The organism is Microcella alkalica (genome assembly GCF_014595885.1).
GTDB lineage: Bacteria > Actinomycetota > Actinomycetes > Actinomycetales > Microbacteriaceae > Microcella > Microcella alkaliphila_B.
Map to the genome: position 1 here is coordinate 240380 of NZ_JABUKC010000001.1, position 21495 is coordinate 261874.

The 21495-nt window shown below is 69.7% G+C and carries 33 protein-coding genes; 32 read left to right on the forward strand and 1 reads right to left on the reverse strand.

The features are described from left to right. The first annotated feature begins 25 nt into the window (after positions 1-25). From hutI to ID804_RS01265, 30 genes are all read left to right on the forward strand, one after another. Positions 26-1171: an imidazolonepropionase gene (hutI, locus tag ID804_RS01120; protein WP_169077128.1), complete on the forward strand. Its 1146-nt coding sequence runs from the start codon at positions 26-28 to the stop codon at positions 1169-1171. Positions 1172-1757: 586 nt separating this feature from the next. Further along, on the forward strand, positions 1758-2066 hold the full coding sequence (rpsJ, locus tag ID804_RS01125) for a 30S ribosomal protein S10 (RefSeq protein WP_096420529.1): 309 nt from the start codon (positions 1758-1760) through the stop codon (positions 2064-2066). A 10-nt stretch (positions 2067-2076) separates the two neighbouring features. Further along, on the forward strand, positions 2077-2727 hold the full coding sequence (gene rplC, locus ID804_RS01130) for a 50S ribosomal protein L3 (protein ID WP_169077129.1): 651 nt from the start codon (positions 2077-2079) through the stop codon (positions 2725-2727). Between the two features lie 5 nt (positions 2728-2732). After that, positions 2733-3380: a 50S ribosomal protein L4 gene (rplD, locus tag ID804_RS01135; protein ID WP_169077130.1), complete on the forward strand. Its 648-nt coding sequence runs from the start codon at positions 2733-2735 to the stop codon at positions 3378-3380. Beyond that, a complete protein-coding gene (rplW, locus tag ID804_RS01140; RefSeq protein ID WP_169077131.1) occupies positions 3377-3688 on the forward strand; it encodes a 50S ribosomal protein L23 in 312 nt (103 codons plus the stop codon). Before rplD ends, rplW begins: the two co-directional genes overlap by 4 nt. Before the next feature lie 19 nt (positions 3689-3707). Further along, on the forward strand, positions 3708-4544 hold the full coding sequence (gene rplB / locus ID804_RS01145; protein WP_169077132.1) for a 50S ribosomal protein L2: 837 nt from the start codon (positions 3708-3710) through the stop codon (positions 4542-4544). 15 nt (positions 4545-4559) lie between these two features. Further along, on the forward strand, positions 4560-4841 hold the full coding sequence (rpsS, locus tag ID804_RS01150) for a 30S ribosomal protein S19 (RefSeq protein ID WP_169077133.1): 282 nt from the start codon (positions 4560-4562) through the stop codon (positions 4839-4841). Positions 4842-4868: 27 nt separating this feature from the next. Continuing rightward, positions 4869-5267 carry a 50S ribosomal protein L22 gene (gene rplV, locus ID804_RS01155; RefSeq protein ID WP_169077134.1) on the forward strand — a complete coding sequence of 133 codons (399 nt, stop codon included), beginning with the start codon at positions 4869-4871 and terminating at the stop codon, positions 5265-5267. A gap of 2 nt (positions 5268-5269) precedes the next feature. After that, on the forward strand, positions 5270-6043 hold the full coding sequence (gene rpsC, locus ID804_RS01160; protein WP_169077135.1) for a 30S ribosomal protein S3: 774 nt from the start codon (positions 5270-5272) through the stop codon (positions 6041-6043). Positions 6044-6049: 6 nt separating this feature from the next. Further along, positions 6050-6469: a 50S ribosomal protein L16 gene (gene rplP / locus ID804_RS01165; protein WP_169077136.1), complete on the forward strand. Its 420-nt coding sequence runs from the start codon at positions 6050-6052 to the stop codon at positions 6467-6469. Next, positions 6469-6789 (forward strand): 50S ribosomal protein L29, encoded by a 321-nt coding sequence (gene rpmC, locus ID804_RS01170; protein WP_169077137.1) that lies wholly within the window; start codon positions 6469-6471, stop codon positions 6787-6789. The genes rplP and rpmC overlap by 1 nt, the downstream gene beginning before the upstream one ends. Continuing rightward, positions 6789-7106, forward strand: a complete 318-nt coding sequence (gene rpsQ / locus ID804_RS01175; RefSeq protein ID WP_169077138.1) for a 30S ribosomal protein S17 — start codon at positions 6789-6791, stop codon at positions 7104-7106. Before rpmC ends, rpsQ begins: the two co-directional genes overlap by 1 nt. 33 nt (positions 7107-7139) lie before the next feature. Beyond that, entirely contained in the window at positions 7140-7508 is a 369-nt protein-coding gene (rplN, locus tag ID804_RS01180) for a 50S ribosomal protein L14 (RefSeq protein WP_169077139.1), read from the forward strand. Between the two features lie 2 nt (positions 7509-7510). Further along, positions 7511-7870, forward strand: coding sequence for a 50S ribosomal protein L24 (rplX, locus tag ID804_RS01185; RefSeq protein WP_169077140.1), 360 nt, complete (start codon positions 7511-7513; stop codon positions 7868-7870). Continuing rightward, on the forward strand, positions 7870-8457 hold the full coding sequence (gene rplE, locus ID804_RS01190) for a 50S ribosomal protein L5 (protein ID WP_169077141.1): 588 nt from the start codon (positions 7870-7872) through the stop codon (positions 8455-8457). The genes rplX and rplE overlap by 1 nt, the downstream gene beginning before the upstream one ends. A 93-nt stretch (positions 8458-8550) precedes the next feature. Continuing rightward, positions 8551-8949: a 30S ribosomal protein S8 gene (gene rpsH / locus ID804_RS01195; protein WP_169077142.1), complete on the forward strand. Its 399-nt coding sequence runs from the start codon at positions 8551-8553 to the stop codon at positions 8947-8949. 6 nt (positions 8950-8955) lie between these two features. Then, a complete protein-coding gene (rplF, locus tag ID804_RS01200) occupies positions 8956-9492 on the forward strand; it encodes a 50S ribosomal protein L6 (protein WP_169077143.1) in 537 nt (178 codons plus the stop codon). A gap of 2 nt (positions 9493-9494) precedes the next feature. After that, positions 9495-9866, forward strand: a complete 372-nt coding sequence (gene rplR / locus ID804_RS01205) for a 50S ribosomal protein L18 (protein WP_169077144.1) — start codon at positions 9495-9497, stop codon at positions 9864-9866. Then, positions 9863-10561 carry a 30S ribosomal protein S5 gene (gene rpsE, locus ID804_RS01210; protein WP_169077145.1) on the forward strand — a complete coding sequence of 233 codons (699 nt, stop codon included), beginning with the start codon at positions 9863-9865 and terminating at the stop codon, positions 10559-10561. Before rplR ends, rpsE begins: the two co-directional genes overlap by 4 nt. Next, on the forward strand, positions 10561-10746 hold the full coding sequence (gene rpmD / locus ID804_RS01215) for a 50S ribosomal protein L30 (RefSeq protein ID WP_055859200.1): 186 nt from the start codon (positions 10561-10563) through the stop codon (positions 10744-10746). The genes rpsE and rpmD overlap by 1 nt, the downstream gene beginning before the upstream one ends. Continuing rightward, positions 10746-11531: a 50S ribosomal protein L15 gene (rplO, locus tag ID804_RS12140; protein ID WP_169077146.1), complete on the forward strand. Its 786-nt coding sequence runs from the start codon at positions 10746-10748 to the stop codon at positions 11529-11531. Before rpmD ends, rplO begins: the two co-directional genes overlap by 1 nt. 108 nt (positions 11532-11639) lie before the next feature. Continuing rightward, positions 11640-12965, forward strand: coding sequence for a preprotein translocase subunit SecY (secY, locus tag ID804_RS01225; RefSeq protein ID WP_169077147.1), 1326 nt, complete (start codon positions 11640-11642; stop codon positions 12963-12965). Further along, the gene (locus tag ID804_RS01230; RefSeq protein WP_317451128.1) at positions 12962-13552 is read left to right on the forward strand and encodes an adenylate kinase; all 591 of its coding nucleotides are present in this window, start codon (positions 12962-12964) and stop codon (positions 13550-13552) included. Before secY ends, ID804_RS01230 begins: the two co-directional genes overlap by 4 nt. Before the next feature lie 187 nt (positions 13553-13739). Further along, positions 13740-13961, forward strand: a complete 222-nt coding sequence (gene infA, locus ID804_RS01235) for a translation initiation factor IF-1 (RefSeq protein ID WP_055857193.1) — start codon at positions 13740-13742, stop codon at positions 13959-13961. A 74-nt stretch (positions 13962-14035) separates the two neighbouring features. After that, positions 14036-14149, forward strand: a complete 114-nt coding sequence (gene rpmJ / locus ID804_RS01240; protein WP_047561540.1) for a 50S ribosomal protein L36 — start codon at positions 14036-14038, stop codon at positions 14147-14149. Between the two features lie 153 nt (positions 14150-14302). Beyond that, positions 14303-14683, forward strand: coding sequence for a 30S ribosomal protein S13 (gene rpsM, locus ID804_RS01245; protein WP_169077148.1), 381 nt, complete (start codon positions 14303-14305; stop codon positions 14681-14683). Positions 14684-14737: 54 nt separating this feature from the next. Next, positions 14738-15136 (forward strand): 30S ribosomal protein S11, encoded by a 399-nt coding sequence (rpsK, locus tag ID804_RS01250; RefSeq protein ID WP_169077149.1) that lies wholly within the window; start codon positions 14738-14740, stop codon positions 15134-15136. Positions 15137-15322: 186 nt separating this feature from the next. Continuing rightward, positions 15323-16312, forward strand: a complete 990-nt coding sequence (locus tag ID804_RS01255) for a DNA-directed RNA polymerase subunit alpha (RefSeq protein WP_169077150.1) — start codon at positions 15323-15325, stop codon at positions 16310-16312. A gap of 53 nt (positions 16313-16365) precedes the next feature. Then, positions 16366-16905: a 50S ribosomal protein L17 gene (gene rplQ / locus ID804_RS01260; RefSeq protein WP_169077151.1), complete on the forward strand. Its 540-nt coding sequence runs from the start codon at positions 16366-16368 to the stop codon at positions 16903-16905. Between the two features lie 62 nt (positions 16906-16967). Continuing rightward, positions 16968-18029, forward strand: a complete 1062-nt coding sequence (locus ID804_RS01265; RefSeq protein WP_169077152.1) for a GNAT family N-acetyltransferase — start codon at positions 16968-16970, stop codon at positions 18027-18029. 32 nt (positions 18030-18061) lie between these two features. Here the strand turns inward: ID804_RS01265 and ID804_RS01270 are convergent, their stop codons facing one another. Continuing rightward, positions 18062-19930 carry an acyltransferase family protein gene (locus tag ID804_RS01270; protein ID WP_169077153.1) on the reverse strand — a complete coding sequence of 623 codons (1869 nt, stop codon included), beginning with the start codon at positions 19928-19930 and terminating at the stop codon, positions 18062-18064. 63 nt (positions 19931-19993) lie between these two features. Here ID804_RS01270 and ID804_RS01275 point away from each other — a divergent pair, with 63 nt between their 5' ends. Beyond that, positions 19994-20887 carry a tRNA pseudouridine synthase A gene (locus ID804_RS01275; RefSeq protein WP_169077154.1) on the forward strand — a complete coding sequence of 298 codons (894 nt, stop codon included), beginning with the start codon at positions 19994-19996 and terminating at the stop codon, positions 20885-20887. A gap of 134 nt (positions 20888-21021) precedes the next feature. Next, positions 21022-21468 carry a 50S ribosomal protein L13 gene (rplM, locus tag ID804_RS01280; RefSeq protein ID WP_169077155.1) on the forward strand — a complete coding sequence of 149 codons (447 nt, stop codon included), beginning with the start codon at positions 21022-21024 and terminating at the stop codon, positions 21466-21468. Positions 21469-21495 lie beyond the last annotated feature (27 nt).

Consider the following 21495-nt stretch of genomic DNA (forward strand, 5'->3'; position numbering starts at 1 on the left):
GCCGCGCCCGCGAGAGGATGCCCGCATGAGCAGCGTCGTCGTCGCGAACATCGGCGAGCTCGTCATCTTCGAGCCCGAGCGGCCGATCCGCCACGATGCCGCCGTCGTGCTCGTCGACGGCGTCGTGCAGTGGGTGGGTGACGACGCCGACGCGCCGCCCGCCGACGCGCGCGTCGACGCGCGTGGCGGGGCGGTCATCCCCGGATTCGTCGACAGCCACAGCCACCTCGTCTTCGCCGGCGACCGCGCGGCCGAGTTCGAGGCGCGCATGGCCGGGCGGCCGTACATGGCGGGCGGCATCCGCTCCACGGTCGCCGCGACGCGCGCCGCGAGCGACGACGAGCTGCGCACCCGGCTCACGACGCTCGTCGCCCAGGCGCGAGCGCAGGGCACGACGACGCTCGAGATCAAGAGCGGCTACGGCCTCACCGTCGCCGACGAGGCCCGCGCCCTGCGCCTCGCGCGCGAGGTCACCGACGAGACCACCTTTCTCGGCGCCCACGTGGTGCCGGCCGAGTACGCCTCCGACCGTGGCGCCTACGTCGACCTCGTCTGCGGCGACATGCTCGCGGCGTGCGCGCCCCACGCCCGCTGGGTCGACGTCTTCATCGACTCGGGCGCCTTCACCGTCGACGAGGCGCGGCGCATCCTGCTGGCGGGGCGGGATGCCGGACTCGGGCTGCGCGTGCACGCCGGCCAGCTCGCCGCCGACGGCGGAGTCGCCCTCGCCGTCGAGCTCGGCGCCGCGAGCGTCGACCACTGCACGCACCTCACCGACGCCGATGTCGACGCGCTCGCCGACTCGAGCACGGTCGCGACCCTGCTGCCCCTCGTCGAGTTCTCGACCCGACAGCCGTACCCGGATGCCCGGCGCCTCCTCGACGCGGGCGTCGCCATCGCGATCGCGACCGACTGCAACCCCGGCTCCAACTTCTCGTCGTCGATGCCGCTCGCCCTCGCTCTCGCGGTGCGCGAGATGGGAGTCACCCCGCTCGAGGCCCTCGCGGCCGCGACGGTGGGCGGGGCTCGCGCCCTGCGGCGCTCGGATGTCGGGCAGATCACCGTCGGCTCGCGCGGGGGAGTCGTTCTGCTCGACGCGCCGTCGCACGCGTGGCTGGCGTACCGGGTCGGGGTGCCGCTCGTGCGCGAGGTCGTCGGCGGCGTGCGGTAGCCCGGGCGCGTGCGGGCGCCGGCTTCGCCGAGCGCGGGTGCGGGTCGGCTCCGAGTAGCTGCGCCGGCTTCGCCGAGCGCGGTTGCTCGCTGGTTCGGACGTGACGCTCGAGCCGACAACCGGGGGCCGGGACGGCCCCCGGGGCGATGTCGCCGTGGAGGCCAGAAATGGCCTCCACTTTGAGGCGACACGCCCGGGTTGCAGCAGTTTCCTGCCTGTGGCAGACTCTTCTAGTTCCACACGCCGTGCTTCGTCGCACGGCTCACTGCCAGGCAGTGCATAGGACGAGCAGCTCGCAGGTGCGGGCCGCGATGAGCCTAGGCCGCAGGCAGCAGAACACGACTTAAACCGACACCCATTCGACCCGGGGATATCCCTGTGTCCGGCGAGGGCGACACGCCCGAGCGCGGGGGTCGGTGACGAGCAGAGGTCCAACCCAGCGAGGAACCCGGGTCGGGAGCGATCCCGAACCGGCTTGCGGCAGCAGATCGATGTTTGACAGAAGAACAGTGGTGCGACAGCGAGAGCGCTCCGCGCAGATGGGCCCGTCAGGGTGCATCACGTCCAAGAAGGAAGAGAGTTGAGCATGGCGGGACAGAAGATCCGCATCCGGCTTAAGTCGTACGACCACGCTGGTCTCGACGCATCGGCGCGCAAGATCGTCGACACCGTGACCCGTGCGGGCGCCACCGTGGTCGGCCCCGTGCCGCTGCCGACGGAGAAGAACGTCGTCGCCGTCATCCGGTCGCCCCACAAGTACAAGGACAGCCGCGAGCACTTCGAGAAGCGCACGCACAAGCGTCTCATCGACATCATCGACCCGACGCCGAAGGCGGTCGACTCGCTCATGCGCCTCGACCTGCCCGCCGACGTCAACATCGAGATCAAGCTCTAAGGAACCCCCTATGTCTGCAACCAAGACGACCAAGGGTCTGCTGGGCACGAAGCTCGGCATGACCCAGGTGTGGGATGAGAACAACAAGCTCGTTCCCGTCACCGTCGTGGAGATCGCCCCGAACGTCGTGACGCAGGTGCGCACGGTCGAGAACGACGGCTACGCCGCCGTCCAGATCGCCTACGGCGCGATCGACCCGCGCAAGGTCACGAAGCCCCTCACCGGCCACTTCGAGAAGGCCGGCACCACGCCCCGCCGCCACCTCACCGAGGTCCGCACCGCTGACGCCGCCGAGTACACGCCCGGCCAGGAGCTCGCGGTCGACATCTTCGAGGCGGGCCAGCTCGTCGACGTCGTCGGCACGAGCAAGGGCAAGGGCTTCGCCGGTGTCATGAAGCGCCACAACTTCAAGGGCGTCTCGGCTTCGCACGGTGCGCACCGCAACCACCGCAAGCCCGGCTCGATCGGCGCCTCGTCGACCCCCAGCCGCGTCTTCAAGGGCATGCGCATGGCCGGCCGCATGGGTGGCGAGCGCGTGAGCGTCCTGAACCTCAAGGTTCACTCCGTCGACCTCGAGAAGGGCCTGCTGCTCATCAAGGGCGCCGTTCCCGGTGCTCGTGGTCGTCTCGTCTTCGTCCGCAACGCCGTGAAGGGAGCGTAACCGCGATGGCTACCTCGCTCGACGTCGTCGACGCCGCCGGCAAGAAGACCGGTTCGGTCGACCTGCCCGCCGCCGTCTTCGACGTGCAGACCAATGTCCCGCTGCTTCACCAGGTGGTCGTGGCCCAGCTCGCCGCCGCCCGTCAGGGCACCCACTCGACCAAGGGTCGCGGTGAGGTCTCCGGCTCCGGCGTGAAGCCCTTCAAGCAGAAGGGCACCGGCCGCAGCCGTCAGGGCTCGGTGCGTGCGCCCGAGCACCGCGGCGGTGGCATCGTCCACGGTCCGACGCCGCGCAACTACGCGCAGCGCACCCCCAAGAAGATGATCGCCGCGGCTCTGCTCGGCGCCCTCTCCGACCGCGCGCGCGGCGAGCGCCTGCACGTGGTCGAGTCGTTCGGCACCGACGCGCCCTCGACGAAGGCCGCTGCGGCCGTCATCTCCTCGCTCACCGCGGGCCGCAACGTGCTCGTCGTGATCGAGCGCGACGACGAGGTTAGCCTCAAGAGCGTGCGCAACCTCAAGAGCCTCCACGTCATCACCCCCGACCAGCTCAACGCCTACGACGTGCTGGTCAGCGACGACATCGTGTTCACCAAGGGCGCCTATGACGCCTTCGTGAGCGCGAAGACGAAGAAGGAAGAGGTCGGCGCATGAGCATCCACGCTGTCGCTCAGAACAAGGACCCGCGCGACATCATCATCGCGCCCGTCGTGAGCGAGAAGAGCTACTCGCTCATCGACGACGGCAAGTACACCTTCCTGGTGGACCCGCGTGCGAACAAGACCGAGATCAAGCTCGCCATCGAGAAGATCTTCAACGTCAAGGTCGCCTCGATCAACACGCTGAACCGCCCGGGCAAGACCCGCCGCACCCGCTTCGGCATCGGCAAGCGCAAAGACACCAAGCGCGCCATCGTGACCCTGAAGTCGGGCTCCATCGACATCTTCACGGCCGTCGGCTAGGCAACGGAGAGACACAGACATGGCTATTCGCAAGTACAAGCCCACGACCCCGGGTCGTCGCGGCTCGTCGGTCGCCGACTTCGCCGAGATCACCCGATCGACGCCCGAGAAGTCGCTGCTGAAGCCGCTGCCGAAGACCGGTGGCCGCAACAACACCGGCCGCATCACGACGCGTCACATCGGTGGTGGCCACAAGCGCCAGTACCGCGTGATCGACTTCCGTCGCAACGACAAGGACGGCGTCAACGCCAAGGTCGCGCACATCGAGTACGACCCGAACCGCACGGCGCGCATCGCGCTGCTGCACTACGTCGACGGCACGAAGCGCTACATCCTCGCGCCGAACAAGCTGTCGCAGGGCGACATCGTCGAGTCCGGTCCGTCGGCCGACATCAAGCCCGGCAACAACCTGCCGCTGCGCAACATCCCCGTGGGCACCGTCGTCCACGCCATCGAGCTCCGCCCCGGCGGCGGCGCGAAGATGGCCCGCTCGGCCGGCGCCTCGGTGCGTCTGGTCGCGAAGGACGGCCCCTACGCCCAGCTGCGTCTGCCCTCGGGCGAGATCCGCAACGTGGATGCCCGCTGCCGCGCCACGATCGGCGAGGTCGGCAACGCCGAGCAGTCGAACATCAACTGGGGCAAGGCCGGCCGCAAGCGCTGGAAGGGCGTGCGCCCGACCGTCCGCGGTGTCGCGATGAACCCGATCGACCACCCGCACGGTGGTGGTGAGGGCAAGACCTCCGGTGGTCGCCACCCGGTCAGCCCGTGGGGTCAGGCCGAGGGCCGCACCCGTCGCCCCAACAAGGAGAGCGACAAGCTCATCGTCCGTCGCCGCACCGTCGGTAAGAAGCGCTAGTAGGAGTCGAGAAGCATGCCTCGCAGTCTCAAGAAGGGCCCGTTCGTCGACGACCACCTGCTTCGCAAGGTCGCCACGCAGAACGAGGCCAACACCAAGAACGTCATCAAGACCTGGTCGCGCCGGTCGATGATCGTCCCCGCGATGCTCGGGCACACGATCGCCGTGCACGACGGCCGCAAGCACATCCCCGTGTTCGTGACCGAGACCATGGTCGGGCACAAGCTCGGCGAGTTCGCGCCCACCCGCACCTTCCGCGGTCACGAGAAGGACGACAAGAAGGGTCGTCGCCGGTAACCCGGCGGCGTGAAGAGGAGTACAGACATGGTGGAGTCGATCGCCCGCGTGCGACACATCCGCGTGACGCCTCAGAAGGCTCGTCGCGTCGTCGACCTGATCCGTGGCAAGCAGGCCATGGAGGCGCTTGCCATCCTGAAGTTCGCGCCGCAGAGCGCGAGCGAGCCCGTCTACAAGCTCGTCGCGTCGGCCGTCGCCAACGCCCGGGTCAAGGCGGACGCTGCCAACGCCTACCTCGACGAGCAGGACCTCTACGTGGCCCGCGCCTTCGTCGACGAGGGCACGACGCTCAAGCGGTTCCAGCCGCGAGCGCAGGGCCGCGCGTTCCGCATCAACAAGCGCACCAGCCACATCACCGTCGTGCTCGCCACGCCGGATGAGGCCGCTGTCGCGGGCTCGGGCACGAAGAAGAAGGCGAGCAAGTAGTCATGGGTCAGAAAGTCAACCCGTACGGTTTCCGTCTCGGCATCACCACCGACCACGTGTCGCGGTGGTTCTCGGACAGCACCAAGCCCGGTCAGCGCTACGCCGACTACGTGGCTGAGGACGTCAAGATCCGGCGGATGCTCACCACGAGCCTCGACCGCGCCGGCGTCGCCCGCATCGAGATCGAGCGCACCCGCGACCGCGTCCGCGTGGACATCCACACGGCTCGTCCCGGCATCGTGATCGGCCGCCGCGGCGCCGAGGCCGAGCGCATCCGCGCCGACCTCGAGAAGCTCACCGGCAAGCAGATCCAGCTCAACATCCTCGAGGTCAAGAACCCCGAGGCCGAGGCTCAGCTCGTCGCGCAGGGCGTCGCCGAGCAGCTCAGCGCCCGCGTGGCCTTCCGCCGCGCGATGCGCAAGGGCCTGCAGGGCGCGCAGCGCGCCGGCGCCAAGGGCGTCCGCATCCAGGTCTCGGGCCGTCTCGGCGGCGCGGAGATGTCGCGCTCGGAGTTCTACCGCGAGGGCCGCGTGCCCCTGCACACGCTCCGCGCGAACATCGACTACGGCTTCTACGAGGCCAAGACCACCTTCGGCCGCATCGGCGTGAAGGTCTGGATCTACAAGGGCGACATCACCAACAAGGAACTCGCTCGCGAGCAGGCGGCCCAGAAGTCGTCGCGCCCCGAGCGTCGTGACTCGGACCGCGGTCCGCGTCGCGGTGGCGGGCGTCCCGCCGCCGTCGAGGCGCCCGTCGCGGCCGGAGCGGAAGGCTAAGGAACCATGCTGATTCCCCGCAAGGTCAAGTACCGCAAGCAGCACCACCCCAAGCGGAGTGGCGCGGCGACCGGTGGCACCGAGGTCACGTTCGGCGAGTTCGGCATCCAGGCCCTCACGCCCGCGTACGTCACGAACCGTCAGATCGAGTCGGCGCGTATCGCGATGACCCGTCACATCAAGCGTGGCGGCAAGGTCTGGATCAACATCTACCCCGACCGTCCGCTCACGAAGAAGCCCGCCGAGACCCGCATGGGTTCCGGTAAGGGCTCGCCGGAGTGGTGGGTCGCCAACGTCAAGCCGGGCCGCGTCCTCTTCGAGGTCGCGGGCGTCAACGAGCAGCTCGCTCGCGAGGCCATGACCCGTGCTATTCACAAGCTGCCCCTCAAGGCACGCATTATCAAGCGCGAGGAGGGCGACGCGTAATGGCGATCGGATCCAAGGAGCTCGCACCCGCGGAGCTCGACACCTTCGAAGACGAGCGTCTCGTCGACGAGCTGAAGAAGGCCAAGGAAGAGCTGTTCAACCTGCGCTTCCAGGCCGCGACGGGTCAGCTCGAGAGCCACGGCCGCCTGCGCGCCGTGAAGCGCGACATCGCGCGCATCTACACGGTCATCCGCGAGCGCGAGCTGGGCATCCGTGCCACGCCCGCCCCGGTGGAGGCCCCGGCGAAGCCGGCCAAGAAGTCGGCGAAGAAGGCGGAGGCCGCTGAGGCTCCCGCTGCCGAGACGGAGGAGAAGAACTGATGGCTGCCGAGAAGAAGGCCGCTGCCGGCCACGAGTCGGCCGAGCACGACGTTCGCGACGAGAACGCGCGTGGCTACCGCAAGGTGCGCCGCGGCTACGTGACCAGCGACAAGATGGAGAAGACCATCGTCGTCGAGGTCGAGGACCGCGTGAAGCACCCGCTGTACGGCAAGGTCATGCGCCGCACCTCGAAGGTCAAGGCCCACGACGAGCAGAACGGCGCCGGCATCGGCGACCTCGTGCTCATCGCCGAGACCCGCCCCCTGTCCGCCACGAAGCGCTGGCGCCTCGTCGAGATCCTCGAGAAGGCCAAGTAGGCCTTCGCCTGCTTGTCCTTATAGGAGAGAGAAATGCTGCAGCAGGAATCCCGGCTCAAGGTCGCCGACAACACCGGCGCCAAGGAGCTGCTCACGATCCGCGTGCTCGGTGGCTCCGGCCGTCGCTACGCGGGTCTCGGTGACGTGATCGTCGCCACCGTCAAGGACGCGATCCCGGGTGGCAATGTGAAGAAGGGCGACGTCGTCAAGGCGGTCGTCGTTCGCACGGTCAAGCAGACCCGCCGCCCCGACGGCTCGTACATCAAGTTCGACGAGAACGCCGCCGTGATCCTGAAGAACGACGGTGACCCCCGTGGCACCCGCATCTTCGGGCCGGTCGGTCGTGAGCTTCGCGACAAGAAGTTCATGAAGATCGTCTCGCTCGCCCCGGAGGTGCTCTAACCATGGCGAAGATCAAGAAGGGCGACCTCGTCCAGGTCATCAGCGGCGCGACCCAGGCGCGCGGCGGCGACCGCGGCAAGCAGGGTCGCGTCATCGAGGTGCTGACCGAGAAGAACCGCGTCGTCGTCGAGGGCATCAACCTCGTCACGAAGCACGTGCGCGTCGGCCAGACGCAGCGCGGCACGAAGACGGGCGGCATCGAGACGCACGAGGCGCCGATCCACATCTCGAACGTGGCCGTCGTCGACCCCAAGACCAAGAAGCCCACGCGCGTCGGTCACCGTGAGGAGACCGTCGAGAAGAACGGCGTGAAGAAGACCGTGCGTGTGCGGTACGCCAAGAAGTCAGGTGAGAAGCTCTGATGACAACCACCACTGCAGCGCAGGCTGGCAAAATCCAGCCGCGCCTGAAGCAGAAGTACCGCGGCGAGATCAAGGCCGCGCTGACCGAGCAGTTCGGCTACACCAACCCGCACCAGGTTCCCGGTCTCGTGAAGATCGTCGTGAACACCGGTGTCGGTGAGGCCGCCCGCGACAGCAAGGTGATCGACGGGGCCGTCAAGGATCTCACCGCGATCACCGGTCAGAAGCCGCAGGTCACCAAGGCCCGCAAGTCGATCGCGCAGTTCAAGCTGCGCGAGGGCATGCCCATCGGTGCGCACGTCACCCTCCGCGGCGACCGCGCGTGGGAGTTCCTCGATCGCCTGCTGTCGCTCGCGCTCCCGCGCATCCGCGACTTCCGCGGGCTGAGCGACCGCCAGTTCGACGGCAACGGCAACTACACCTTCGGTCTCCAGGAGCAGAGCGTGTTCCACGAGATCGACCAGGACAAGATCGACCGCGTCCGCGGCTTCGACATCACCATCGTGACGACCGCGAAGACGGACGACGAGGGCCGCGCCCTGCTGCGCGCGCTCGGCTTCCCCTTCAAGTCGGCCGACGCCTCCTAAGGCACTCCATCACCGGCCCTCCGGGGCCCCGATCGGACAGGTCCGCGTTCGTGGAACGGGCGCGGAAACCGGACGAGAACAGGAACACTCATCATGACGATGACAGATCCGGTCGCAGACCTGCTGACCAGACTGCGCAACGCCAACTCCGCCTTCCACGAGTCGGTGTCGCTGCCCAGCAGCAAGCTCAAGACCAACATCGCCGAGATCCTCAAGCGCGAGGGCTACATCTCCGACTGGAAGGTCGAGGACGCTCGCGTCGGCTCGACCCTCACCCTGTCGCTGAAGTACGGCCCGAACCGCGAGCGCTCGATCGCCGGCATCAAGCGCGTGTCGAAGCCGGGCCTCCGCGTCTACGCCAAGTCGACCGAGATCCCTCACGTGCTCGGCGGCCTCGGCGTGGCCATCCTGTCGACTTCCTCGGGTCTGCTGACCGACCGCGAGGCGATGCAGAAGGGCGTGGGTGGGGAAGTCCTCGCCTACGTGTGGTGATCTGACATGTCGCGTATCGGACGCATGCCCATCGACATCCCCGGTGGTGTCACGGTCACGGTCGACGGCCAGGCCGTCACCGTCAAGGGCCCCAAGGGCGAGCTGTCGCTCACCGTGGCCAGCCCCATCGAGGTCCAGGTGGAGGAGAACCAGGTTCTCGTCACCCGCCCGGACGACGAGCGCGCCTCGCGCTCGCTGCACGGCCTGACCCGCACCCTCATCGCCAACAACATCGTGGGCGTGACGCAGGGCTACAGCAAGGGCCTCGAGGTCGTCGGCACCGGCTACCGCGTGCAGGCGAAGGGCGAGAGCGTCGAGTTCGCGCTCGGCTTCTCGCACCCCGTCACCGTCAACCCGCCCGCCGGGATCACCTTCACGGTGGAGGGCAACAACAAGCTCACCGTCAGCGGCATCGACAAGCAGGCCGTCGGCGAGGTCGCAGCGAACATCCGCAAGATCCGCAAGCCCGAGCCGTACAAGGGCAAGGGCGTCCGCTACGCGGGCGAGGTCGTTCGCCGCAAGGCCGGAAAGGCTGGTAAGTAATCATGGGTCTCGGAACCAGGGGCAAGAGCAAGTCGGCCGCGAAGGACCGTCGCCACGCCCGTCTCCGCAAGCGCATCGCCGGCACCGCCGAGCGTCCGCGTCTCGTCGTCACCCGTTCGGCGCGCCACGTCTTCGTGCAGATCGTCGACGACACCAAGGGCCACACCGTGGCCAGCGCCTCCACCATGGAGGCCGACCTCCGCACGTTCGACGGCGACAAGACCGCCAAGGCCCGCAAGGTCGGCGAGCTCGTGGCCGAGCGCGCGAAGCAGGCCGGCGTCGAGTCGGTCGTCTTCGACCGCGGTGGCAACCGCTACGCCGGTCGCGTCGCCGCGATCGCCGATGGAGCGCGAGAGGCAGGGCTGAGCCTGTGAGCGAGGCAGAGATCAACAACAAGGAGCAGACCGTGGCGGCAGAGGCCCCCGTGGAGACCGCCGCATCGTCGGAGCCGTCGACCGAGCCTCGCGAGGCCCGTCGCGGCAGCCGCGAGCGCAACCCCAACCGCGACCGCGGTGCGCGCGAGACCGAGAAGAGCCCCTTCCTCGAGCGCGTCGTGACGATCAACCGCGTCTCGAAGGTCGTCAAGGGCGGCCGTCGCTTCAGCTTCACGGCCCTCGTGGTCGTGGGTGACGGCAACGGTCTCGTCGGCGTCGGCTACGGCAAGGCCCGCGAGGTGCCGACGGCGATCTCGAAGGGCGTGGAGGAGGCGAAGAAGAACTTCTTCCGCGTGCCCCGCGTCGCCGCGACGATCCCGCACCCCGTGCAGGGCGAGGCCGCTGCCGGCGTCGTGCTGCTGCGTCCGGCCGCGGCCGGTACCGGTGTCATCGCCGGTGGTCCGGTGCGCGCCGTGCTCGAGTGCGCCGGCATCCACGACGTGCTGAGCAAGTCGCTCGGCTCGTCGAACACGATCAACATCGTGCACGCGACCGTCGAGGCGCTCAAGCAGCTCGAGGAGCCGCGTGCCGTCGCCGCTCGCCGCGGTCGCGACTTCGAGGACGTGGCTCCGGCTCGCCTCGTGCGCGCCGAGGCGCTCGCGGCGCAGGCTGCAGCCGGAAAGGCAGGTGCGTGATGGCCTCGCGTCTGAAGGTGACCCAGATCAAGTCTGTTATCAGCGAGAAGCAGAACCAGCGCGACACCCTGCGCAGCCTGGGCCTCAAGCGGATCGGCGATGTCGTCGTCCGTGAGGACAGCCCGGCCAACCGCGGGTACGTCCGTGCGGTCGCTCACCTCGTCAAGGTCGAGGAGATTGACTAATGACCGAAGAGAAGAAGGACGCGGCGGCGCCCAAGAAGGCGCCCGCCAAGGCCGCCGCTGAGAAGGCTCCCGCGAAGAAGGCTCCGGCGAAGGCCGCTGCCGACAAGGCTCCGGCTGCGGAGAAGGCTCCGGCCAAGAAGGCTCCGGCGAAGGCCGCTGCCGACAAGGCTCCGGCTGCGGAGAAGGCTCCGGCCAAGAAGGCTCCGGCTGTGGAGAAGGCTCCGGCCAAGAAGGCTCCGGCGAAGGCCGCTGCCGACAAGGCCCCGGCCGCCGAGAAGTCTCCCGCTGCCAAGGCTCCCGCCAAGAAGGCCGCGCCCAAGAAGGACGAGTCGACCGAGGTCGCGCGCCCGCAGGTGCTCAAGGTCCACCACCTCCGCCCGGCTCCCGGTGCGAAGAAGGACCGCACCCGCGTCGGCCGCGGTGAGGGCTCGAAGGGCAAGACCGCCGGTCGTGGCACCAAGGGCACGAAGGCCCGCTACCAGGTGCGCCCCGGCTTCGAGGGCGGCAACCTCAACTTCGTGATGCGCCAGCCCAAGCTGCGCGGCTTCACGAACCCGTTCCGCGTCGAGTACCAGGTCGTGAACCTGTCGACGCTGGCCGAGCTCTACCCCAAGGGCGGCGACGTCACCGTGGGTGACCTCGTGGCCAAGGGCGCGGTGCGCAAGAACGAGAAGGTCAAGGTTCTCGGCGACGGCGACATTGCGGTTAAGCTGAACGTGGCAGTCGACAAGGTCTCGCGCTCCGCGGAGCAGAAGATCGTCGCGGCCGGCGGTTCGATCAACTAGCCGCTCGGGCGGCCCCTTCGGGGGCCGCCCGGCTTCGGCCCATCCGGGCCACAGCATCTCGGGCTGCCGCGCGCGGGGTGCTCTTGCTGTTCCTCAACGGGAGGCCTCGTGTTCAGAGCTATCGGGCGGATCTTCCGCACGCCCGACCTCCGCCGGAAGATCGGTTTCACCCTCGGAATCGTCGCGCTCTTCCGTCTGGGTTCGTTCATCCCCGCGCCGTTCGTCGACTTCGAGAACGTCCAGATCTGCCTCCAGGGCAACGCCGACGCGACCGGGCTGTACCAGCTCGTCAACCTCTTCAGCGGCGGAGCGCTCCTCCAGCTCTCGATCTTCGCGCTCGGCATCATGCCGTACATCACCGCGTCGATCATCACGCAGCTGCTGCGCGTGGTCATCCCGCACTTCGACACCCTCTACAAGGAGGGTCAGGCCGGCCAGGCGAAGCTCACGCAGTACACGCGCTACCTGACGATCGCGCTGGCCATCCTGCAGTCGACGACGCTCATCACGGTCGCCCGTGCTGGCGCCCTGTTCCCGACGACCTCGGGCGTCGCGGAGTGCGGCCAGCTCATCACCGACACCAGCTGGTACGCCATCCTGCTCATGGTCATCACGATGACCGCCGGCACCGGCCTCATCATGTGGCTCGGCGAGCTCATCACCGAGCGCGGCATCGGCAACGGCATGTCGCTGCTCATCTTCGTCTCGATCGCCGCGACCTTCCCCTCCGCGCTGTGGGCGATCGCGCAGGCGCAGGGCTTCGACATCTTCCTGCTCGTCCTCGGCCTCGGACTCCTCGTCATGGCGGCCGTCGTGTTCGTCGAGCAGTCGCAGCGTCGCATCCCCGTGCAGTACGCCAAGCGCATGGTCGGTCGCCGCACGCTCGGCGGAAACAACACCTACATCCCGATCAAGGTGAACATGGCGGGCGTCGTGCCGGTCATCTTCGCCTCGTCGCTGCTGTACCTGCCCGCCCTCGTGGCGCAGTTCAACCAGCCGGCCGCCGGTGAGACGGCGCCGGAGTGGGTGGTCTGGATCCAGAACAACCTGGTCTCCGGCGACAACCCGATCTACATGATCGTGTACTTCCTGCTCATCGTCGGGTTCACCTACTTCTACGTGGCGATCACCTTCAACCCGGAGGAGGTCGCGGACAACATGAAGAAGTACGGCGGCTTCATCCCGGGCATCCGCGCCGGTCGCCCCACGGCCGAGTACCTCGACTACGTGCTGACGCGCGTGACGCTGCCCGGCTCGCTGTACCTGGGCCTTGTGGCACTCATCCCGCTCATCGCCCTCGCGACGGTGAACGCGAACCAGAACTTCCCGTTCGGCGGCGCGAGCATCCTCATCATCGTCGGCGTGGGCCTGGAGACGGTGAAGCAGATCGACGCGCAGCTGCAGCAGCGCCACTACGAGGGGCTCCTCAAGTGAGCGCGCGGCTGCTGCTCATCGGCCCGCCCGGCGCGGGCAAGGGCACGCAGGCGGTGCGGCTGCGCGAGATGCTCGGCGTGCCGGCCATCTCGACGGGTGACATCTTCCGCGCGAACGTCCGCGACGAGACCCCGCTCGGCGTGCAGGCGAAGGCCTACATGGACGCGGGCGACAACGTGCCCGACTCGCTCACCAACGATCTCGTGCGCGACCGTCTCGAGCAGGCGGACTGCGCCGCGGGCTTCCTGCTCGACGGGTACCCGCGCACGCTCGACCAGGTCGCCTTCCTCGACGCCTTCCTGGCCGAGCACGGCACGGCGATGGATGTCGTGGTCGAGCTCGTCGCGGATCCTGACGTCGTCGTCGAGCGGCTTCGTCAGCGCGCGCTCGAGCAGGGGCGCAGCGACGACGACGAGTCGGTCGTGCGGCACCGCCTCGAGGTCTACCGCGAGCAGACCGCGCCCCTCATCGGCGTGTACGAGCAGCGCGGGCTGCTCGTGAAGGTCGACGGCATCGGCGAGATCGACGAGGTCACCCAGCGCATCTCCTCGGCGCTCGCCGAGCGCGGCGTGGTCGTCGCGGGCTGAGGTCCGCGCATCCACCGCTCGATCGAGTTGCCCCCGGGCCCCTCTACCACCTAAGCTTGACCCTTGGTGCTTACGGCACGCCTTCGGCGTGTCGACGTGGCGTGTCGCTTGTGCAGTCGACGCGGACCTCCACGGTGCCGGTATGCGCACGACCAGCGAATCCCCAACTTTTAGCGACGAAGAGGCTATGGCCAAAAAAGACGGTGTCATCGAAATCGAGGGCGCAGTGATCGAGGCTCTGCCCAACGCGATGTTCCGCGTTGAGCTGACCAACGGTCACAAGGTGCTCGCCCACATCTCGGGCAAGATGCGCCAGCACTACATCCGCATCCTCCCGGAGGACCGCGTGATCGTGGAGCTGAGCCCCTACGACCTGACCCGCGGCCGGATCGTCTACCGCTACAAGTAAGGGATCGCTGCACAAGGAACGGCCCGGGGAACCACCCGGCGCACGAGGCCAGCGAACCGAATGAAGGAAGAACCATGAAGGTCAACCCCAGCGTCAAGCCCATCTGCGACAAGTGCAAGGTGATCCGCCGCCACGGCAACGTGATGGTCATCTGCGAGAACCCCCGGCACAAGCAGCGCCAGGGCTGATGCGGCGCCGCCCTGCGCGGCCCGCTCCACGAGCTCATAACTGAATATCTCCACTAGGCAGTTCCAGACGCCGCGCGAGCGGCTGACACCTCGGGCGGGAGGCCCGGGCACCGGAGCTGCTCCACACCTCCCCGTTCCTCAGAAGGAGCCGTCATGGCCCGTCTTGCCGGAGTCGACATCCCGCGCGACAAGCGCGTCGAGGTCGCCCTCACCTACATCTACGGCGTCGGCCGCACGCGTGCGACCGAGACCCTCGCCGCCACGGGCATCGACCCGAACATCCGCGTGAAGGATCTGACCGACGACCAGCTCGTCGCCCTCCGCGACCACATCGAAGGCACCTACAAGGTCGAGGGCGACCTCCGCCGCGAGGTCGCCGCCGACATCCGCCGCAAGGTCGAGATCGGCTCGTACGAGGGTCTGCGTCACCGCCGTGGCCTCCCCGTCCGCGGTCAGCGCACGAAGACCAACGCTCGCACCCGCAAGGGCCCGAAGCGCACCGTCGCCGGCAAGAAGAAGGCCGGCCGCAAGTAGCCGACTGCCGGGCGCGCGATCGCCCGGCGCCACGAACTCAGGAGAGAGAAGAACATGGCAGCACCCAAGTCGGCCGCTCGCAAGCCGCGCCGCAAGGAGAAGAAGAACATCGCCGTGGGCCAGGCCCACATCAAGTCGACGTTCAACAACACGATCGTGTCGATCACCGACCCCACCGGGGCCGTCATCAGCTGGGCCTCGTCCGGCGGCGTGGGCTTCAAGGGCTCGCGCAAGTCGACCCCCTTCGCCGCGCAGCTGGCCGCCGAGTCGGCCGCCCGCCAGGCGCAGGAGCACGGCATGAAGAAGGTCGACGTCTTCGTCAAGGGCCCGGGCTCGGGCCGCGAGACCGCGATCCGCTCGTTGCAGGCCGCGGGTCTCGAGGTGGGTTCGATCAGCGATGTGACGCCGCAGGCGCACAACGGCTGCCGCCCGCCGAAGCGTCGCCGCGTCTGACCTCGTGGTGATCCCCGCGGCCATCGTCGCGGGGGTCACGGCGGTGCGCGCCCGTCGCGGCGCGCACCGCGCTCACCGAGGTCAAGCGCGCAGCACAGGACTTCGATAACTCAACACACTCGACGGGCCAGCCACTCGTCGGAAACAAGTGTCATATGGCGGACACTTTGCCGAAAGGAATCCATCGTGCTCATCGCACAGCGTCCCACCCTCACCGAGGAGAGCGTCTCCGACTACCGCTCGCGGTTCATCATCGAGCCGCTCGAGCCGGGCTTCGGCTACACCCTCGGCAACTCGCTTCGCCGCACGCTCCTGTCGTCGATCCCTGGCGCCGCGGTCACGAGCATCCGCATCGACGGCGTGCTCCACGAGTTCAGCACCATCCCGGGCGTGAAGGAGGATGTCACCGAGATCATCCTCAACATCAAAAACCTCGTCGTCTCGAGCGAGCACGACGAGCCGATCACCGCCTACCTGCGCAAGACCGGCGCCGGCGAGGTGACGGCCGCGGACATCTCCGCCCCCGCGGGCGTCGAGATCCACAACCCGGAGCTCGTCATCGCGACGCTCAACGACTCGGCCAAGTTCGAGCTCGAGCTCACGATCGAGCGCGGTCGCGGCTACGTCAGCGCCACCCAGAACCGCAGCGAGTTCAGCGAGGCCGGCCAGATCCCGGTCGACTCTATCTACTCGCCCGTGCTCAAGGTCACCTACCGCGTCGAGGCGACGCGTGCCGGTGAGCGCACCGACTTCGACCGCCTCGTCGTCGACGTCGAGTCGAAGCCCGCCATCACGCCGCGCGACGCGATCGCCTCGGCCGGCCGCACGCTCGTCGAGCTGTTCGGTCTCGCCCGCGAGCTCAACACGCAGGCCGAGGGCATCGAGATCGGCCCCGCGCCGGTCGACGCCGTTCTCTCGACCGAGCTGTCGATGCCCATCGAGGACCTCGACCTCTCGGTGCGCAGCTACAACTGCCTCAAGCGCGAGGGCATCAACACCGTCAGCGAGCTCGTCGCCCTCTCGGAGACGCAGCTCATGAACATCCGCAACTTCGGGCAGAAGTCGGTCGACGAGGTCAAGGACAAGCTCGTCGAGATGGGCCTCTCGCTCAAGGACGCGGTTCCCGGATTCGACGGCGCCCACTACTACGGCGGCAACGAGGACGACTACATCTAAGGGTCCGTCGTCCCCGACAGCCCCGCAGCACCTGACACGAAAGAACACTGATCATGCCTAAGCCCACCAAGGGTCCGCGTCTCGGCGGTGGCCCCGCCCACGAGCGTCTGCTCCTCGCGAACCTTGCCACCGCGCTGTTCACGCACAAGAGCATCACGACGACCGAGACGAAGGCCAAGCGCCTGCGTCCGCTCGCCGAGCGCCTCATCACGTTCGCCAAGCGCGGCGACCTGCACGCTCGCCGTCGCGTCATGACGGTGATCCGCGACAAGAGCGCCGTGCACGAGCTCTTCACGCAGATCGCTCCGCTCGTCGCCGAGCGCGAGGGCGGCTACACCCGCATCACCAAGGTCGGCTACCGCAAGGGCGACAACGCCCCCATGGCCGTCATCGAGCTCGTGCTCGAGCCGGTGAACCCGAAGCCGAAGTCGGCGAAGAAGGCCAAGGCCGCGGAGGCGCCCGCCGCTCCCGCCGCCGAGGAGCCCCAGGTCGACGAGACCGAGGTCGAGTCGACCGACGAGGCCGCCGTGGAGGAGGCCCCCGCGGCCGAGGCGACCGAGGAGTCGACCGAGGGCGACGCCGACTCGAAGTAGTCCCGCACCCCGCGTGCCACGGAGGGCCCCGTCCGAACGGACGGGGCCCTACGCTGTTCCGCATGACGGACGACTCCTCAGCTCCTCTGGCCGCCGCCGACGAGCGACGGCCGCCGCTGCGGCTGCGAGTCGCCGACCCCGGGGAGGTGCGGCTCCCCGAGCCCGAGCCGGGCATCCGCTGGCGCAGGGGCACCCGCGACGACGCCCCCGCGATCACGAGGCTGTTCGAGGCGATGAGCCGCCGCGATCACCCCGACTGGAGCGAGAGCCTCGAGGAGGTGCTCGAGCAGTTCGGCCACTCCTGGATCGACCTCGAGCACGACAGCGCCCTCGCGGTCGACGACGACGGCGCGCCCGTCGCCTGGGGTCTCGTCGTGGAGACCCCCGAGCCCGAATCGATCGTCCGCGTCATCCTCAGTGGCGGCGTGCACCCCGAGCACCGCGGTCGCGGCCTGGGCCGCAGACTGCTGGCGTGGCAGCGGGCCCGCGCCGAGCAGCGTCTGTCGCGCAGCGACAGCATCCTGCCCGCCTGGGTGCTTGCGTACGCGCCCGAGCGCACCCCCGAGCACGGTCGGCTGCTCGAGCACGCCGGCTTCCGCGCCGCCCGCTACTTCACGAGCCTCAACGCCGTGCTCGCGCGGGCCGAGCTCGACCGCCCGCTGCCCGACGGCGTGCGCATCGAGTCGTTCACCCCGCAGCGCGACGAGCAGCTGCGCCTCGCGAAGAACGCCGCCTTCGCCGATCACTGGGGCAGCCAGCCGGCGACCGTCGAGGGGTGGGCGTCGATGCTCGCCCTGCCGAGCGTGCGCCGCGACCTCAGCCGCGTCGCCGTCGTCGGCGACGAGGTGGTCGGCTTCGTGCTCGTCGAGATCAACGAGGACGACTGGGAGCGCCAAGGCTACACGGGCGCCTACATCGGCCTCGTCGGCACGCGGCGCGAGTGGCGGGGCCGCGGGCTCGCCAGCGCGCTGCTCGCCGACAGCATGCGGGCCATGCGCGACCGCGGGCTCGAGCGCGCCGTGCTCGACGTCGACACCGAGAATCCGACGGGAGCCCTCGGCGTCTACGAGCGCCTCGGCTTCGTGGCCACGACGCGGGATGCCGCCTACCGCATCGAGTTCTGACCCTCGCCTCCGCGGGCGACCCGCGGCGCCGCTCAGCTGCGGTCGAGCGGATCCGCGAGGTAGTCCGCGATGCGTGGCAGGGTGGCGAGCCGGGTGAGCGGCGCCTCGAGCGCCTCGGCGTAGACCCGGCCGCCCGTCGGGCCCGGGTGGATCTGGTCGCCAGCGAGCAGGTCGAGCCTCGGCTGGATCGCGCTGCGCCAGTCGCTCAGCTCGACCGCGCGGTACCGATCGGCAAACGCCGTGAGGGCCGCGTTGACGCCGTCCGTCCAGCCGCGCGGCGCCTGCGTCGTCACGAGCACGAGCTCGCGCTCTGGGCCCAGGATGTCGCGCACCTCGTCGAGCGTCGCGGAGTCGATCGGCCCGTTCGTGCCGAGGGCGACGACGACGATCGGGCGCAGCGCGCCGTTCGCGGCATGCTCCCGCAGGATCCGCGGGGCCTCCCGCATCTGTCGCGACACCGCCGCGTCGATCGCGATGCCGGGGAAGCGCTCCTGCAGCGCCGGCGCCGAGGCGAGCATGACGGAGTCGCCGATGGCGAGGATCTCCTCGCCGGACGGAGTCGACGGCGGGGGAGTGGGTGCGGTCGTCACGATCGGCTGCGGCGGCACGGACGGCGCGGGCGTCGCGCTCGGCTCACGCAGCGCCGCCTCGCCCGCGGCGATCGCGGCCGCCGCGCTCGACGAGCCGGGCGACTGCACGACCGCGGCCGCGCCGCCCGCCACGCAGGCGGTGACGAGCGCTCCCGCGACCGCGAGCCGGCGCGTGCGACCCTCCGGGCGCCGGAGGAGGGCGAGACCGTGGCGGCGCACGGGCTGCTCGAGCCAGCGGTACGAGGCCGCCGCGAGGGCGACGCTCGCGGCGAGGGCGACGGCGCCGAGCATCCACCCGCTCGCCCCGGAGCGCTCGACGCCGGGCAGCGCCGCGCCCAGCAGCACGATCGCGGGCCAGTGCCAGAGGTAGAGGCCGTAGGAGCGCTCGCCGATCCAGCGCGGCAGGGGCGCGTCGGCCACCGCCGCGGCGCGGCCGCGCGGGTGGTCGAGCGCCACGAGCAGCACGACGGTGAGGGCGGTGACGGTCGCGATGCCGCCGCGGTAGGCGGCCGCGTCGTCGATCGCCAGCAGGGCGGCGCCGCCGACGACGCCGAGGGCGCTGAGCGCCGCGACGGCGTCCGCCACGGGGGCGGGGATGCGCGCCAGCAGGTCGCGGGTGCTCGACAGCGGCGAGCGCGCGATCGCGAGCGCGGCGCCGGCGAGCAGCCCGAAGCCGTGCGTGAGCGTCGAGTAGTACGCGGTCGACGCCGCGCCGGGGTCGACCGCGGGGTCGCCGGCGAGGAGCGCCATCGCGAGCGCGGAGGTGACGGCGAGCGCGAGTACGACGGCCGTGCGCCAGCGGCGGCGCGGCACGAGCAGCAGGGCTAGGAGCGCGAGCGGCCAGAGCAGGTAGAACTGCTCCTCGACGGCGAGCGACCAGGCGTGGCGCAGCAGTTCGGGGTCGGACTGCTCGAGGTAGCTCGCGCCCTGCGCGATCGCGAACCAGTTGCTGGAGAACGAGGCGGCGCCGAGCAGCTGCCAGCCGATGCCGACGAGCACGTCGCCGCCGATGAGCGCGGCGAGCGCCGCGGAGACGCCGAGCATGACGGCCAGGGCCGGCAGCAGGCGGCGAGCGCGCCGTGCCCAGAACCGCCGCAGGTCGAGGCGACCGTGACGCTCGTGCTCGGCGAGCAGCAGGGCGGTGATGAGGTAGCCGCTGACGACGAGGAAGACGTCCACGCCGACGAACCCGCCCGGCGCGAGGCCCGGGAACAGGTGGTAGGCGAGGACGAGCACGATCGCGAGCGCCCGCACCCCGTCGAGGCCGGGGAGCCGATCGCGCGTGCTCGACACGGCGGATGCGCTGCTCATGTCCCCTCCAGGGTCGCCCGGTGCCGCCGCCGAGGCCAAATCGACCCGCCGTAGACTCGCGACGTGACCGCCGTTCGCCTGCGCCTCGACCTCGCCTACGACGGCACCGACTTCTCCGGCTGGAGTCGGCAGCCGGGCCTGCGCACGGTGCAGGGCGAGCTCGAGGCAGCGCTCGCCACGGTGCTGCGGCACGCCGACGGCGATCCGCCGCAGCTCACCGTCGCGGGGCGCACGGACGCCGGCGTGCACGCCACCGGGCAGGTCGCCCACATCGACCTCTCGCCCGCCCAGTGGGAGTCGCTGCAGAGCCCGCACCGCTCCTCTCCCCGCCGCGCGGCCGCGGTGCACTCCCCGGAGGGCTCGCTCGTGCGGCGGATCAACGGCATCGCGGGGGTCGCGGGCGACCTGGTCGTGCGCTCGGCTCGCGTCGCGCCCGAGGGCTTCGACGCACGCTTCTCGCCAGTGTGGCGCCGGTACGAGTACCGACTGGCCGACGAGCGGGCCGAGCGCGACCCGCGTCGCCGCACGCACACCCTGTGGTACCCGGCCGCCCTCGACGGCGAGGCGATGGATGCTGCGGCGCGCTCGCTCGTCGGCCTCCACGACTTCGGCGCGTTCTGCAAGCCCCGCCCCGGCTCCACGACGATCCGCACCCTGCTCGACTACGCCTGGCGGCGCGACGACGCCGGTGTGCTCGTCGCCGAGGTGCGCGCCGACGCCTTCTGCCATTCGATGGTGCGGGCCCTCGTCGGCGCCGCCGTGGCTGTCGGGCTCGGCCGGCTCGACGCCGAGCGCCTCGTCGCGATCCGCGACGGGGCCGCCCGCACGAGCGACTTCCCGGTGGTCGCGGCCAAGGGGCTCACGCTCGAGGAGGTCGGCTACCCCGCCGAGGGCGAGCTGGCCGCGCGGGCCGAGCAGACGCGGGCCAAGCGCGAATTGACCCCCCGACCCGCGTGACCTAGGCTTGACCCTTGGTGCCCGTCGCCGACGGGCATCCGGTTGAGCCCTCCACCGGGGCGTTCCCCGCGACTCTCGCGCGGAACCACCCACCGGAGCGGGATTCACGAACACCTCGACAGAAAGCACGTACTGTGACGCGCACGTTCAGCCCCAAGCACGCTGACGTCCAGCGCGACTGGGTCCTCATCGATGCAACCGATGTCGTCCTGGGTCGTCTGGCCAGCCACGCCGCCGCCCTCCTCCGCGGCAAGCACAAGCCCACCTTCGCCCAGCACATGGACATGGGCGACTTCGTCATCATCGTCAACGCCGACAAGGTCGCGCTGACCGGCTCGAAGCTCGCGCAGAAGAAGGCCTACCGCCACTCGGGCTACCCGGGCGGCCTCACCGCCACCTCGTACTCCGAGCTCCTGGAGAAGAACCCGGAGCGCGCCGTCGAGAAGGCGATCCGCGGCATGCTGCCGAAGAACAGCCTCGGCCGTGCCCAGCTCAAGAAGCTGAAGGTCTACGCCGGTGCCGAGCACCCGCACGCTGCCCAGCAGCCCAAGACCTACACCCTCGACCAGGTCGCCCAGTAGCGACCGCCTGACGACTTCAAGGATCGA